The sequence below is a fragment of the Brevundimonas sp. UYEF29 genome (genome assembly GCF_040546195.1).
Classification (GTDB): domain Bacteria; phylum Pseudomonadota; class Alphaproteobacteria; order Caulobacterales; family Caulobacteraceae; genus Brevundimonas; species Brevundimonas huaxiensis.
This window is the reverse complement of the sequence record NZ_JBEPNH010000001.1, coordinates 523,489-538,165: the sequence shown is the minus strand read 5'-3', so window position 1 is coordinate 538,165 and position 14,677 is coordinate 523,489. Positions and strand designations below refer to the sequence as shown.

Below are 14,677 nucleotides of genomic sequence, written 5' to 3'. Positions count from 1 at the left end.
GGCAGCCTCGGTGTGGAGGCGACCACCGCCAACGCGCCGCAGGGTGAAGCTGAGGCGCCGCCGCTCACTCGGGAGACATTCGACGACTATCTGACCAACTTCATCCCTATCAAGCTGGTGCGGCCCCTTCGTCGCAAGCTTCGCAAACAGCCGCCCTACTGGGCGGCTGAAGGCATGGCTGACCGGCCGTTCGTTCTGGCGCTCCAGGATTTCCACGCGCAGGGCTCCATGCGGTTCATCGCGCCGGCTGCGAACGAGCTGCTGTTCGGTGTTCGTCACTCGATGCGGGAGGGGAAGATTCACGTCGAGCGCATCGAGCGCCACATCTACGGCGCCGCTAACGAGCCGAGCGGCTTCTTCGCCTATGAGCGGGCTGAAAACGTCAGCGCCGTTCTAATCAATCCGCAAGGAACGCTGCTGAAGTTCAATCGCATGGGCTTCCTCGCCGGCTTCGGTGACCCTCGCGTTCGGATGCTGCGTGAGGGTTACAGGCGCCACGAAGGCGATCCGGACGATCCAGCGCCGCGTCCCTTCCGGGATCTGGTGCACGCGCCCGGCTATGCCGAGACATGGGTCGAGGGGATGGTCGTCATTCACAATCCGAACGCCCTCATCCCGCTCGACCCGGCGCTCATTCGCGGCGCCACGCATGAGTTCGTTCGGCCCGACGGGCGGATCATGTCCTTGATGCCGGATACGCCCCCGCCTTACTTCTCTTCGACTGCCGTCGTCATCGAAGGCGAGGAGCCGCAGCCCGCTTCGACCGGCGAATGATAAGGGGTGCGCTCAACTTTGCCTTGCGGCGCGCGAGCCGTTCGGGGAGAATCTGCCCGTGAAAAAGTCTCTTGATCATCTGCCGCTGCCCAAGCAGTCCGAGCTCCGCTACGTCGTCGATGTGATCCGTACTTCGTTCGACGAAGCGATCTCGACGCGTCGCGCCGAGCGGCTGAAGAACGGCAAGATCCTCAACATCGTCCTTTACGGATCATACGCGCGAGGGGACTGGGTCCACGATCCGGTCGGACGCTACTTTTCGGACTTTGATCTCCTGGTCATCGTCGATCATGAGGATCTGACGGACGGCGAGTTCTGGTTCGACGCCAATAACCGGACCATGCCCGGCGAAGGCGAAATCCGCACGCCCGTCAGCATCATTGTTCACACGCTCGATGACGTGAACGAACAGCTGGATAGAGGCCGCTACTTCTTTGCCGACATCCTGCGCGATGGTGTCGTCCTGTACGACACACCTGGAGCCAAACTGCACAAGCCGGCGACGATCAAAGCCAAGGCTGCGCTGGCCGAAGCTGAGGGCTTCTTCTCGAAGTGGATGCACAGCTCAAAGGAGTTCCAAGCGGGAGCTGTCTTCTACGCGCAGCGCGATAACAACAGCCTAGCGGCATTCAGTCTCCACCAGGCGTCAGAGCATCTCTACCACTGCATCCTGCTCGTGGTGACGCTCTACAGCGGCAAGGCCCACAATCTGGCTTTTCTCCGCAAGAAGGCCGAGGCGATCAACGCCCGGCTCGCGGAGGCTTGGCCGCGCGAGACCAAGTTCGAGCGCCGGTGCTTCGAGCTGTTGCGCGAGGCCTACGTGAAGGCGCGCTACTCCGAGCACTATCGGATCACCGACGAGGAGCTCGTGTGGCTGACAGAACGGGTCGAAGTGCTGCGCAGCCTCGCGATCACGGTGTGCGAAGAGCGGCTCCGCGATCTTCGCGAAGAGGCGGGACGTGACTCCGACTGACACCCTCGGACCTGATGCGCTTCGGCTTCTCGTCGACGATCCGAACGAGACGCTCAGTGCCGAGTACAAGGCACAGGTCGATCTCGAGACGCCCTTGGGCCGCGCGAAACTCGCCAGGCATATCGCCGCTCTCGCTAACCACGGCGGCGGGCACATCGTCATCGGCTTTGACGACAATCTGGAGCCTGCATCTCCACGGCCACAACTGCCGAGCCGAGACACGATCGCACGCGTCGTCAAAGACTATCTCATCCCGGTCTTCCAGTGCGACGTGCGGCTGCTGGATGACCCGCAAGGCCGAACCTACGCCGTAGTCATTGTGCCAACCCACGGGCCGACCCCGGTCTGCTGTCGCGCGGATGGCCCTCAGAATCCAAGCGGCAAGGTCCAAGGCATCAACCGCGGCGCCTACTACATTCGAAAGGTCGGGCCCGAGAGCGCTCCGATCCTGACCCCGGAAGAATGGACACCGCTCATCCGAAGGTGCGCCATGGCGGAGCGGTCGAGCATCCTCGGCGCCATCGAGCTTGCCCTACGCGGCGGCGCCACAGGGCCTGATGCCGTATCGGCGATGGAGCGCCTGGAAAACTGGGATGCTGCGATGGCCGCCGCCTTTCTCAAGGGCGTCGCCGAGAACGGCCGGCCTGAGATCATCGCGAAGTCAAACTACCGGTTCTCCTATCTGATCGAGACCTCCGGCGAACTTCCGAGCCCGAACGAGCTGTCGGACATGCTTCGCCGTGTCGCCAATGAGCTCGATCCTGAGATCCACACGGGCTGGGGCGCCTTCCATGTCTTTGATGGGCCATTGACCCCTCGCTCGAAAACAGATCAGCAGCTTGATGGCGGGGAGCTGGAGTTCCTCGAGATGAACCTGCTCGAGGCCGATAGCGGCGTCGGTTTAATGGATGTGTGGCGTGTGTCAGCGACCGGCCTCGCCAGCATCGAGCGCGGCTATATCGAAGATACCAGCTGGTGGAAGGGCACCTCGCCGGGCGCTGCCTTTAGTCCCAACCAGATGGCGATGGGGATCGCCGAGGTCGTTCGCCACGCGACGCTGATGGCGCGTGAGTTTGGTTTCGCCACCCAAGTCCACTTCCGTTGCGAGTGGCGCGGGCTGAAGGGCCGTACCCTTCATGACTTTCACCACCGATGGATGTTCCAAGGGCATGAGGCGACGGACGATGTCCGAAAGTCCCGGGCGACCGCGACCATCGGAGCCTTGGAGGCGAACTGGACAGAGGTAGCGGCTCTGCTGGCGGGGCCAGTCATGCGGGCATTCGGAGTCGGCCATGTCGTCACGCCAGCTTGGTTTTCCACCCAGAGCACGGAATGGAGACGTAACCGCTAGCCCGAGATGACTAGGAAGCCCCTGTTCTGGTCGCTTTGCTGGAAGGTGAGTACTTACACCCGCAGTATCGCGGCTATGAGAGTGACCACTGCTGCGGTCAGGCGGATCAGGTCGGCGATGAAAGCCAGTGACGGCATGGGGCGAGGTTTCATGGGATGAGCTCCAGTTTCGAGCATCATCCGAGGCGGCCAAGGTCGTGGGAGAGGGGAGTAGCATCGCTAACCCCCTCAAGTTTTCCGGACCTAACGTCGCTAACCCCCCCTTTTCGCAGCCCGAGCTTTGGCGACAGCCGTTGCTGTCGGTCTAAATCGGCCGTTCGGTAGCTTCTCGAAATATTCCGAGATCCGCTGCTCGATCGAGCGAATGTCCGTCAACTCTCGGATTTCCGCCACCCGCTCGGCGCACCGGCGCTTTGAAATGGTTTCGTTCTGGGCAATCACGCTCATCGCGGCCTCTCGTGTTTCTTCTCCACGCCGTCGCGGCTTCCGAGCGTTTCTCCGATTGTTGGCTGTTTGGTCCGCATGGCGAGCCGCAAGCGGTAGAAGCCGTTCGTTCGCTTCGGCGCGTCCCATCAGGTAGCCGAAGACGGCTCGCCCCTCCTCATCGGCACCACATTCAGCCGTCCATAGCGCCTTCAGCGCCTGCTCATAGAGCGGGTCGGCCGAAGGGGAGAACGGGGGCCAATCGCTCATGTCATCTGAGAGCAGCAGGCTCTCAACATCCTCTTCAAAGCCGAGCGCTGCCTGTAGCCGTGCGTAAAGCGCCTGTTGCGCATGGAAGTAGTCGCCCTTTGACAGTGGAGACATAACATCCGCCGCACCCCGAAACTCCCACGCCTGGGCGACTGGAGTGATGCGACCAGCCGGAGACCGAACAGCCAGCTCCGCCCATCTATTTTCTTGGTGATGAGGATGATCGAGTTTGCCTCGCCCGGCGCGAACGGCGAGAACCTTCATACCGGTGATTATAAGTGTGTCACCCTTCTTGACCTCGATGGCGGATCCACGAGCATTCTGAATCACGCGATCGTCTTCGGTGCTCCAAGGAAAAAGCACCCGAGGCGCGTTGCGATCAAATCGCGGCGAGCCAAGCACTGAACTCGGCGACCATTGCGATCGATCTAGGTCCGGATGCGCGAGCTCGAAGTTCACTCCCTCGATCTCGGTAGGCTCGCCTGCTCGGCAGGCGCTTCCCAGGTACCACAACCGGAGGAACATCTTGGCCTCGGCCGGGTCCATCTCGGGAACTTCTTCGTCACTCATGCCGGCTCCTGCGGTTCTGGAGATACCCGAAATTCGATCGGGCTATCTGAAGTCCCGCGTACGAACTTTGATAGCCTCCAGCGACAGATCAGGAATGTAAATGTCGCGTACCTTGGGCGAGCGGGCATCGGGGGCGCTGCGGTGATAGACTTCGTCGCCCCGACCATGCGGAATCGGGAAGGTGTCGCCGCGATCGCCGACTGAGGCGAGCAGGTCCGATCCATCGTGTAGCCGCGTGGCGACGATGTGGACCACATCGCCCTCGCGCTGGACCTTGCCGTCCACGACAAGAAAGCTGGCGGACAACACGACCCGGCGCTGCTGCTCGTAGAGGCTGGGCCAGATCACGAGGTTCGCGACGCCCGTCTCGTCCTCGATGGTGATGAACATCACGCCCTTCGCCGATCCCGGCTTCTGACGCACCAGCACGAGGCCGGCGACCCGGGTGAGCCGCCGATCCCGCATCGCCGTGCCGTCGGCACAGGTCATGACGTGGCGGCTGGATAGTTCGTCGCGGAGGAAGGTGAGGGGATGGTCCCGCAAGGTTAAACCGAGGTGGCTGTAATCCTCCACCACCTCTCGTCCCGGCGTCATGGATTTCAGGGTCGGGACGGGCTCGGAGATTTCGGGGGGCGACGCCTGGCCGTCGGTCGGGGCGGCCGCGAACAGCGGCAACGGATCATCCCGGAGCGCCTTGATCGCCCAGAGCGCTTCGCGCCGCTCCAGCTTGAGGTCCGGTTGAAATGCGTCCGCCTCAGCAAGACGCACGAGACTGGAAACAGGTGCGCCCGCGCGGCGCCACAGATCATCGACCGATCCGAATGACCGATCCGACCGGTTCGCCACGATGCGGGCCGCATCCGCGTTGGCGAGACCGCGGACCATGCGCATGCCCAGACGCACGGCGAAGCGACCGTCTTCGCCGGTGGGCTCAAGCGTGCAGTCCCAACGGCTGGCGTTGACGCACACCGGCCGGACCTCGACGCCATGCTCGCGGGCGTCCCGGACAATCTGGGCCGGAGCGTAGAAGCCCATCGGTTGGGCGTTGAGCAGGGCCGCGCAAAAGACGTCGGGGTGATGGCATTTCAGCCATGAAGAGGCGTAGGCGATCAGCGCGAAGGAGGCGGCATGGCTCTCGGGGAAGCCATAGGATCCGAAGCCTTCCAACTGACTGAAGGTCTTCTCCGCGAACTCGGCTGTATAGCCTCGCTCGACCATGCCGTTGACCAGCTTGTCCTTGAAGTGGCTGACGCCTCCGGTGATCTTGAAAGTGGCCATGGCCCGGCGCAGCTGATCGGCCTCTGACGCGGTGAAGCCCGCACACTCGATGGCGACCCGCATGGCCTGCTCCTGGAACAGTGGCACGCCCAGCGTCTTTCCGAGCACCTTCTCCAGTTCAGGCTTGGGATAATCGACGGGCTCGCGGCCCTCACGACGGCGCAGATAGGGATGCACCATGTCGCCCTGGATAGGTCCGGGGCGAACGATCGCCACCTCGATGACCAGGTCATAGAAGGTGCGCGGCTTGATCCGTGGCAGCATGGCCATTTGCGCACGGCTCTCGATCTGGAAGACCCCGAGCGTGTCGGCCTTACGTATCATTGCGTAGGTCTTGGGGTCTTCGGCCGGAATGGTGGCGAGGTCGAGCTGGACGTCCTTGTGTTCGGCCAGGAGGTCGAACCCGCGTTTCATGCAGCTCAGCATGCCCAGCGCCAGCACATCCACCTTCATGAACTTCAGGGCGTCGATGTCATCCTTGTCCCATTCGATCACCTGACGGTCCTTCATCGCCGCCGGTTCGATCGGCACGAGATCGTCGAGCCGGTCATGGGTGAGAACGAACCCGCCCGGATGCTGGCTCAGATGCCGGGGGAATCCGATCAACTGACGCGACAGATCGAGCGCCAGTCTCAGGCGGCGATCTTCGAGGTTGAGGTTCAGCTCCTCGACATGCTTGTCCTCGACGCCTTCGCTTGAGTAGCTCCACACCTGAGAGGACAGGGTCTTGATCAGATCCTCGGTGAGACCCAGGGCCTTACCGACGTCGCGAAGGGCGCCGCGAGAGCGATAGCGGATCACCGTCGAGCATAGAGCGGAGTGATTGCGGCCGTAGGTGTCGAAGATCCACTGCATGACGATCTCGCGCCGCTCATGCTCGAAGTCGACGTCGATGTCCGGGGGCTCCTTGCGCTCCTGGCTGACGAAGCGTTCGAACAGCAGGTCGTTCCGGTCAGGATCGATGGAGGTGATGCCGAGGACGTAACACACCGCCGAGTTGGCGGCAGACCCTCGGCCCTGGCACAGGATGTCCCGGCTTCTGGCGAAGCGGACGATAGAGTTCACCGTCAGAAAATACGGGGCGTAGCCAAGTTCGCCGATCAACCTCAGTTCGTGATCGAGGCTCTTGCGGACCTTGTCCGGCAAGCCCTCAGGATAGCGCTCGCGCGCGCCCTCCCACGTCAGATGGGCGAGCGCCTCTTGGGGCGTCATTCCCGGAATGCTCGCTTCTTCTGGGTACTGGTAAGAGAGTTCGTCCAGGGAGAAGCGGCACCGATCGGCGATGGCGAGGGTCTGGGCCAGAGCGCTGGGGTAGGCCTTGAACAGTCGGTGCATCTCCTTCGCCCGCTTCAGGTGGCGGTCGGCCGACCGCTCGCGACGGAAGCCGACGGCATCGATCGTGCATCCCTCGCGAATGCAGGTCACCACATCCTGAAGGATGCGACGGTCCGGATGGTGGTGGAGGACGTCGTTGGTGACCACCGCCGATGCGCCCAGCTCGACCGCGAGCGCCGCGAGCGCATGCAACCTCATCTGATCGCGGGGGCGCCGGCGCAGGGTCAGTGCGACATGGGCGTCGATGCCGAAAATCGACACCAACCGGGCAAGACCGATGCGCGTCCGTTCACCGGCGTCATCCGGCGAAAGTACAGCGACAAGCCCTTCGGCATGGTCAGCGAGATCGTCCCAATCCAACAGGCAGCGAGCTTTGCCGCCGCGTCGCTTGCCCATGGAGAGAAGGCGGCAGAGGCGCGAATAGGCCGGTCGATCCGTCGGATAGACCAGCACCTCCGAGCCGTCCGTCAGGACCAGTCGACAACCCACGATCAGGCGAACCCCCGTGACCTTGGCGGCGACGTGGGCGCGGACGATGCCGGCCAGGCTGTTTCGGTCCGTGATCGCCAGAGCGTCCAGACCGCAGACGGCTGCTTGGCTGAAAAGCTCCTCGCAGGAGCTCGCTCCGCGAAGGAATGAGAAATGGGAGGCGCACTGAAGTTCGGCGTAGTTCATCCGAACTTCCCGTGAATGAACCAGGCCTGTGAGCCTGTCCGCGCGTCCTCCCCGTCACCGGCGCGAAACAGCCAGAACCTCTCGCCCGCGTCGTCCTCGACCTGGAAATAATCACGAACGGCCCAAAGCTCAGCATCTCGACGCGCCCATTCGCCGTAGATCCGTTCAGGGCCGTCGGCCCTTCGGATGCGTCGGCGGACCCCGCGCCAGGTGAAGTGCGTCGGCGGGTTGTCGGGGAGAAGCGCCATGGTCTCGACAGGTTCGGGGGGCTGGAAAAGCCGGACGGGCCGGGGCCAGTCCTGCGTCCAGCCTGTCGCGGCGACTGTCTCGAGCGGAGCCGCCCTGCGGACGGCACGCTCGGGGACATCGCTCTCCACCGCCGTCAAACGGTAGAGGCGTCCTGGGCCGATGCGGTTCGACAGCACATCGACGAGGTTGGAGATATCGGGGACATCCGCTTCTCCAAACCGCGTGTCGGCTGGCCGCCAATCCAGGGGCTGAACGATCGATGCGACCAGCGTCATGCGCTCGATGCCGAAACCGGGGGCGATGGCTTCGATCCGATCGTGAAGCAGTCGCGTTATCCGTTTGCGATCCCGGATCGCCCGCGCCGTGGCCACCCGGACGGCCTCGATACGGTTGTCGACCCGGTGACAGAGGAGATCGAGGCGGCGAGCGCCGAGGCCGTCGCGCTCGAGTGTCGCCGTGAGCACCTCGACCAACTGGTCGATGTAGCGCGCGATGGTCTCGGGCGCCCCGATCGGTTCGGCGAAGACCCGCTCCGCTCGGGGTTGAGTCTCGTCCACAACGGGAACGATCGGTTCTGATGTTCGGCCGAAGGTTTGATCAAGGCGTCTCCCGAGCTCCGGGCCGAAACGCAGCGTCAGCGGAGCCCGGGGTTGGCGCTCCACATCCAGAATGGTCTCGAACCCCAAGCGGCCGAGGCTGTCTCGCAGGTCTTCGGAAAGCCGGAGCGCGGCCAAAGGGAGCGCGCCCAGACGACGGCCTATCTCGCCTTCGGCGACGATGGCCGGCCCGCGGGTGAATCGGGCAACCGCATGCGCCGCGCCATAGGTCGGCGCGATGGCTGCTCGAGCGTGAACACCGGCGCTCGTGAGCCGGTTTTCCAGGTCAGCCAGAAATGCCGCCTCGCCGCCCCGGAGGTGCGTCGCGCCCGTCGCGTCAATGGCGACGCCGTCCGACGGATCGGCGGCGCAGACCGGCGCATAGCGTTGATGCGCCCATAGGGCGAGCCGCTCGAGACCAACGGCGTCGCCTTCGGGATCGGCGTCGAATGGAAGGAGGCCCGGCGCGAGCGCGTGGGCTTGGGCGGCGGCGAGACCGGGGCGAAGACCCAGAAGTCGAGCGGAAGGATTGCAGGCGGTGATGATGCGGCGACGGCGGTCCCGGCCGACAAGGACTGTCGGGGCGTCAGGCGGCGGCGCGGCGGCGCCCAGTCGCCGGCGCAGCCGATCGATGGGCCAGTTCGGCAGGTACAGCGAGACGACCCTTCTCATCACAGGCTTCCAGAGTGAATTCGGCGCATCCGCCAGCGCGGCAGCGCAAGAGTTCGATGAACCAGCGTGGACGTCCCACACCTGGCGCGGGCAGCGGGGATGAGGGCTGGGGCGTGACCCGCCATCGGGTCGCGGCCGCCGTTGGCTGGCCGAAATCGGCAGCCTCGGTGGCGCGTCGCCATCGCCTGACGGCCAGGGCGGTCACTCCCGAGCTTTCGGCCGCCAACTGCAGACGGCGCGAGGCCGTCATCGAGAGGCGGGAGATCTCGGCCACGACCGCGCCGAGGGCGCGGTGACGTAGCCCTTCTTCGAAGCACGCCAACAGGGTCGTCTCGTCGCCAGCCTCGACGTAGAGGACCCGATCGGGATCGAGACCTGACTGCCGCAACGCGGGTGCAAACAGGTCCGGACGTGTCACGCACCACAACACCTGCCCCGGCAGACGGGCGGCAATTCCTGCTGCGAACAGGGCGGCGACGGCGCCATCTACGGCGCCGTCGCCGCCGCCTGCGACTTCGTGCAGCGCGCCCGTCGCAAGCCCTCCCTGCGGAAGCGCGGCGTCCAGACCGGGCACGCCGAACGGAAGCATCCCCGCGCGGGTGCGACCCGGATTCTCCAAACGCTGAATCTGTTCGCGTAGCGCCGACAGCTCGGCGGCAGGCCGAAACGCCATAGCGGCCTCCTTTCCAAGGTCATAAATGTTCCTGAAATGTTCTGGTTCTCATTTTGGTCTGGAGTCAACCAGGATGGTCCGCCTGCGTTGGGGACAGGTTGGACGCCGGAGGACCGAAACTTGTGCAATGAGTACCAACTGATCCTGCCCTTCGATGACGTGATCGAGGCCTTCAACCGCACCGGCAGCCGGGTGGTTTTCCCCGGCGGCATGCCGAATTTCGGGCCGATGTCGTCCATCCGGATCGGCGATCGCGCACCCATCATCGTTCAGGGAGCCGCCGGGCCGGAGATGGTCACCCTGCCGTGGGCGTGGAAGGGGCCGACCGGCGCTCCGGTCTTCAACTTCCGTTCCGACGGCCGGACATTTGGCGGAAGCACCCGATGTCTGGCGCCGGCGGACGGGTTCTTCGAGTTTACGCCGTCCGAGGCGGGCCAGAAGCGAAAGACCAAATGGCGCTTCACTCTCGCCGAAGAACCGATCTTCTGGATCGCTGGGATCATAAAGAATGACGCCTTCGCTCTCCTGACGACGGAGCCGGGCCCGGACATCGCTCCCTATCACGACCGACAGATTGTACTGCTGCGTCCCGAGGAGGGCGCGGCCTGGCTGGGGCTGGAGCGGCCGGAGACGGAGTTGTTGCGACCGCTGCCGCCTGGGTCCCTGTCGGTCGAGAAGGTGTTCCCGCTGGCGGCATGAGGTTGAGGGCGGGAGCAGGTCAAGCCTGTAGACGTGGTCGATCTGTTGTGGCGGCGAGTGCGACCGTGATCTCTCCTGAAGGTCGGTCCAGCCGGCGCGGCCTCTCAATGGCCTGATCTGACCGAGGTCCGGTCGGCTTGCGCAACCGCTCGCGCGACTTTCTTCCCCGGCCTGCGGCCTTCCTCGCGAAACAAGAAACTCGCTCTTCCCGGTCCTCCGCTTTGCTGCGGGGGCTCTCTCCGCTCGCCCTGCGCGCCGCCCGGCCCCCGGTCCGTCGATCGCCATCGAGGCCGCGGCAGGCGTGGCCCGAAATCAGCAAGGAGAGACTTCAATGGCCACCATCGGAACCTTCACCCAGCAATCGGACGGCAACTACAGCGGCTCGATCAAGACCCTCAGCCTGAACGTCAAGTCGGCCCAGCTTCGGGCCAACGACAAGACCGATGAGAAGGCGCCGGACTTCCGCATCTTCTCCGGCTCCACCGAGTTCGGCGCCGCCTGGAAGCGCACCTCGCGGGAAGATCGGGAGTACCTTTCGGTCAAGCTCGATGACCCCAGCTTCCCGGCCCCGATCTACGCCTCCCTGGTGGAGATCGACGGCGGTCACAGCCTGATCTGGTCTCGCTGACCCAAGTCGCGGCGGCGCTGGCGAAAGCGCCGCCGCCCCTTCCTTCAAACCCCTTATCGAGGAGGCCGCCATGTCGCGCCCCGCCGATCCCGCTCGCCCCGATCTCTACACTCGCATCACCGACAGCATCATCGCTCAGCTTGAGGTCGGCGTTCGGCCCTGGACACAGCCTTGGGCCTCGCAGACCAATGTGGCCCGGCCGCTGCGCCACAACGGTGAAGCCTACAGCGGCATTAACGTTCTGCTGCTCTGGTCCGAGGCGGCCAGCCGGGGCTTCCAGTCCGACACCTGGATGACCTTCCGTCAGGCGCTCGCCCTCGGCGCCCGCGTCCGCAAGGGCGAGAAGGGCGCAACGGTCGTCTATGCCGGCGCGCTTCAGCGCGACCCGTCTCCCCAAGGCGGAGACGAGGAGCCCTCGCGCGTGCCTTTTCTGAAGGCCTACACCGTCTTCAACGTCGATCAGATCGACGGTCTGGGCGACAGGTACGCGCCGGTCGCGGCGCCCGCGATAAATCCCGGCGAACGGGTCGCCGACGCGGAAGCGTTCTTCGCCGCCGTTGGAGCCGATGTCCGCCATGGGGGCGGGAGCGCCTATTACGTTCTCGAACCCGACTATGTGCAGATGCCGCCGTTCGAGAGCTTCTTGGATCCCCAGGCCTACTACGCCACCTTCGGCCACGAGCTGACGCATTGGACGCGCCACCCCGCTCGGCTCGACCGGGACTTCGGCCGACGTCGCCATGGCGATGAAGGGTATGCGCGCGAAGAGCTGGTGGCCGAACTCGGTGCGGCCTTCCTCTGCGCCGACCTGGGTCTGGCGCTCGAACCCCGCGAGGATCACGCGGCCTACATCGGCTCATGGCTGCAGGTCCTGCGCGGCGACAAGCGGTTCATCATCTCGGCCGCGTCTCACGCTCAGAAGGCCGTCGATCATCTCAGAAGCTACCAGACCTGAGCAGGGCGAACCGGCGCCTGACGGCGCCGATTCGATCACAGGTCCAGGAACCCGGCGATCTTGCGCTGGTCTTCCAGACTCACGACCGCGTTGGTCAGGGCGTCGTTCTCGGCTCGGCTTGCGCGGATCAGGGTGGAGAGGCGCTGGCGGCTTCGCTCCTGGAGTGGGGTGAGCGCCGCGCGTGTCTCCATGACATCCTCATCGTCCACGCCGGCCGCCCAACTGAACAACCGGCCAATCAGGCCCGCCATGATGTCGGATGCCTGAACGCCGGGCTCGTCATGCGACCGCGGCGCGAAGCGATGGTTGCAGAACTGAAACCCGTCGTCTTCAAACTCCATTTTCGCGAGCTCAGCGGCGACCACATCCTCTTGATCGAACACATGGCGGGCATTTTTCAGGAGACAGATGCGCTCGATGAAGAATGTCCTGAACCCGTCGATCAGGACATGAGGTGTTTCGCCCTCGATGAAGGTCAGTGGCTTTCGTCGGCCCATTTGCAGGACGCCGCGAAGCATCTGGTAGTCGAAATGGTCGAAGGCCTCCTCCGCCTCGCTCAGCCAGTCGATGAGGGCCGTCATGAACGGCGCCCGGTTTTGTGGCGCGATGTCCGGGTAGTTGAACCGCACCATGAGGGATGCCGCCCGGTCGCGATCTGACCGGAGAAGCCGGAACAGGTCCGACTTCAACTGCGGGATGGCCATGACGAGCATGCCCGGATCATCGGGCAGAGCGGAATCGATGATGTCCACGATCGCCCAATAAAAGGGATCGAGCGCCAGATAGTGGACGAGAAGATCCTGCTCGATCACCCAGTCGAGAAATGTCTCCATCTTCGGCTTGGCCAGAGCGTCGAGGAGGTCGCCGCCCTTCTGTCCAAACAGGTGGAATTTCAGCTCTTCCGCCGAGGCCTGGATACGCGCGCGCTGGCGCAGGGGCGCGAGGTCGATTGGGGTGTCGTCGGGCCGACCGACGCCGCCGAGCACCCAGCAGTCCGGAGCGGCGATGTTGAGCGTGCCGCGTTCGAGATGGAGTCGGCGGATGTTTTGCGTCTCGTCGTAGTAAAGCCAGTAGGCTCGGTCGGCGCGATCGAGCCCGTGCGCCAGGATTGACGGATCGCGTATCTCGTTCACGTCGATCACCCGTTTCGGCTCGGGGTCATCCTCGGTCATGCCTCGTCCTTTCCGGGACGTGGCAGGGCGAGCCGTTCCGCCGGATGGACCTGCGCAAAGCGATCGACCGTGCCACGCCAATCATCCATCGCCGGCGACAGCCAGCGCGTCATCTCAAGCATGGATTGATGCAGCTTGGGCAGGTTCCAGTAGAGGATGGGTTCATGGTGGGCGATCCGATTACGGAGCAGGCGCACCTGTGTCAGCCGCGCGGTGAAGTCCTTGCGCGACAGGAAGCGGCCGTCGCGGGTCGCGATCTTGTGGAGGGTCCGCTTCCAAAGATCGTCCTGCTCCCGCCCGAACATCGAGGTCCAAAAGCTGAAGGTCAGGGCGGCGACGACGCGCCCGTCCTCGATCGGCTTGCCCGCCTCGGTCAACTCGGCGACCGCCGCACGAACCTGTTCCGCCTGGCGGTCGGTGACATGTCCGGCCTCGGGTTGGAACCAACCCGGGCCGTGAGCCGCCGACATGACCGTGTGTATACGGTTGCGCAGCGCCACTTCCAACGCCTGCAGAGGCACGTAGAGGGCTTCGGACACCTGGGTGTTCAGCGTATAGAGGGAGACGGCGCGCTCGCGATCGCCGTCGGCCCAGGCGACGTACCGGGCGAAGCGTTCCAGAGAGAGCGCCGCCTCCACCGCGTCGGCGTCGGCGGCCGCCCTTGCAACGGGGTGGGTCATGGATTATCTCTACCTTCGTACACCCCGGGATCGCCTCTGCTGCAAAGCATGCCCCCGGGGTAAATCAATTTCAGCCCCGGGTTTCTACGACGTTCGGCGGCCCACGGGGGTCGAGACGCGGAGCCGGACTGCTTCCCGTTCCTTGCGTGCCTGGGTGAACTCCGGCTCCAACTTGCGGACACGGTCGATCAGCCCATCCAGATGATAGACATTTGAGGCCCAGTCGCCGGCTGCGGTCTTACGCATCTCCCGGCGCACAAGACCGGCCTGTTCGAGCTGACGCATGTTCGTCTGGATCGTCTTCGGCTTCACGCCGATCCGACGGCCCAGTTCCGCGCGTGAAGGGAACGGCGCCCGGTTGGGATCGCGATAGTAGTCGAGCAGCTGGACCAGAATGTTGAACTGCATCGCGGTCAGGCCGAGCCGGGACTGCGCTTGAATGAGGATCGACGGTATCCCCGCATAGCCGTTGGCCGTCACCGCCTTGCCCCAGATCCGGTCCTGGGAGGCGACGGTCTTAGCGGGCGCAGACGCCGGAAGCGGAAATGGTAGCACGGTGGTTGTCGTGGGCGTGGTCATAGGAATGCTCCTTCACACCCAACCTATGGTCGCCGTGGCTGGCGAACAAGGTTCTCGCCTGCTCGGGGTAGGGCGCCGCCATGACCCACCTGACTAGGTATGCTTACGATCGTTACGCCAAATGCG

Annotated in this window: 12 protein-coding genes; 5 read left to right on the top strand and 7 right to left on the bottom strand. The window is 64.3% G+C overall.

The annotated features are described in order from the left end of the window. The first annotated feature begins 832 nt into the window (after nucleotides 1–832). Nucleotides 833–1,747, top strand: a complete 915-nt coding sequence (locus ABIB58_RS02795) for a HEPN domain-containing protein (protein WP_354038951.1) — start codon at nucleotides 833–835, stop codon at nucleotides 1,745–1,747. Continuing rightward, the gene (locus tag ABIB58_RS02790; RefSeq protein WP_291535387.1) at nucleotides 1,734–3,098 is read left to right on the top strand and encodes an AlbA family DNA-binding domain-containing protein; all 1,365 of its coding nucleotides are present in this window, start codon (nucleotides 1,734–1,736) and stop codon (nucleotides 3,096–3,098) included. Before ABIB58_RS02795 ends, ABIB58_RS02790 begins: the two co-directional genes overlap by 14 nt. Nucleotides 3,099–3,349: 251 nt before the next feature. Here ABIB58_RS02790 and ABIB58_RS02785 read toward each other — a convergent pair whose 3' ends face one another. Genes ABIB58_RS02785 through ABIB58_RS02770 form a run of 4 tightly spaced genes read right to left on the bottom strand, consistent with a single transcriptional unit; the run spans nucleotide 3,350 to nucleotide 9,838 of the window. Next, a complete protein-coding gene (locus ABIB58_RS02785) occupies nucleotides 3,350–4,360 on the bottom strand; it encodes a hypothetical protein (RefSeq protein ID WP_292176449.1) in 1,011 nt (336 codons plus the stop codon). A gap of 42 nt (nucleotides 4,361–4,402) precedes the next feature. Next, complete coding sequence (locus ABIB58_RS02780) at nucleotides 4,403–7,648, bottom strand: error-prone DNA polymerase (protein ID WP_354038948.1); 3,246 nt, start codon at nucleotides 7,646–7,648, stop codon at nucleotides 4,403–4,405. After that, nucleotides 7,645–9,165: a Y-family DNA polymerase gene (locus ABIB58_RS02775; RefSeq protein WP_354038982.1), complete on the bottom strand. Its 1,521-nt coding sequence runs from the start codon at nucleotides 9,163–9,165 to the stop codon at nucleotides 7,645–7,647. Before ABIB58_RS02775 ends, ABIB58_RS02780 begins: the two co-directional genes overlap by 4 nt. Next, entirely contained in the window at nucleotides 9,080–9,838 is a 759-nt protein-coding gene (locus ABIB58_RS02770; RefSeq protein WP_291535384.1) for an ImuA family protein, read from the bottom strand. Before ABIB58_RS02770 ends, ABIB58_RS02775 begins: the two co-directional genes overlap by 86 nt. Nucleotides 9,839–9,958: 120 nt before the next feature. Between ABIB58_RS02770 and ABIB58_RS02765 the strand changes: the two genes are divergently transcribed. The 3 genes from ABIB58_RS02765 (at nucleotide 9,959) to ABIB58_RS02755 (ending at nucleotide 12,120) form a co-directional block, all read left to right on the top strand. Continuing rightward, on the top strand, nucleotides 9,959–10,537 hold the full coding sequence (locus tag ABIB58_RS02765; protein WP_291535383.1) for an SOS response-associated peptidase family protein: 579 nt from the start codon (nucleotides 9,959–9,961) through the stop codon (nucleotides 10,535–10,537). A gap of 331 nt (nucleotides 10,538–10,868) precedes the next feature. Further along, nucleotides 10,869–11,165, top strand: coding sequence for a DUF736 domain-containing protein (locus tag ABIB58_RS02760; RefSeq protein ID WP_291535382.1), 297 nt, complete (start codon nucleotides 10,869–10,871; stop codon nucleotides 11,163–11,165). A gap of 70 nt (nucleotides 11,166–11,235) precedes the next feature. Then, nucleotides 11,236–12,120, top strand: coding sequence for an ArdC family protein (locus ABIB58_RS02755; RefSeq protein ID WP_291535381.1), 885 nt, complete (start codon nucleotides 11,236–11,238; stop codon nucleotides 12,118–12,120). A gap of 35 nt (nucleotides 12,121–12,155) precedes the next feature. Here the strand turns inward: ABIB58_RS02755 and ABIB58_RS02750 are convergent, their stop codons facing one another. The 3 genes from ABIB58_RS02750 to ABIB58_RS02740 form a co-directional block, all read right to left on the bottom strand. Continuing rightward, nucleotides 12,156–13,292 (bottom strand): DUF3800 domain-containing protein, encoded by a 1,137-nt coding sequence (locus tag ABIB58_RS02750; protein ID WP_292176451.1) that lies wholly within the window; start codon nucleotides 13,290–13,292, stop codon nucleotides 12,156–12,158. Continuing rightward, nucleotides 13,289–13,972, bottom strand: coding sequence for an Abi family protein (locus ABIB58_RS02745; protein ID WP_354038944.1), 684 nt, complete (start codon nucleotides 13,970–13,972; stop codon nucleotides 13,289–13,291). The genes ABIB58_RS02750 and ABIB58_RS02745 overlap by 4 nt, the downstream gene beginning before the upstream one ends. Before the next feature lie 84 nt (nucleotides 13,973–14,056). After that, nucleotides 14,057–14,551: a helix-turn-helix domain-containing protein gene (locus ABIB58_RS02740; protein WP_291535377.1), complete on the bottom strand. Its 495-nt coding sequence runs from the start codon at nucleotides 14,549–14,551 to the stop codon at nucleotides 14,057–14,059. Nucleotides 14,552–14,677 lie beyond the last annotated feature (126 nt).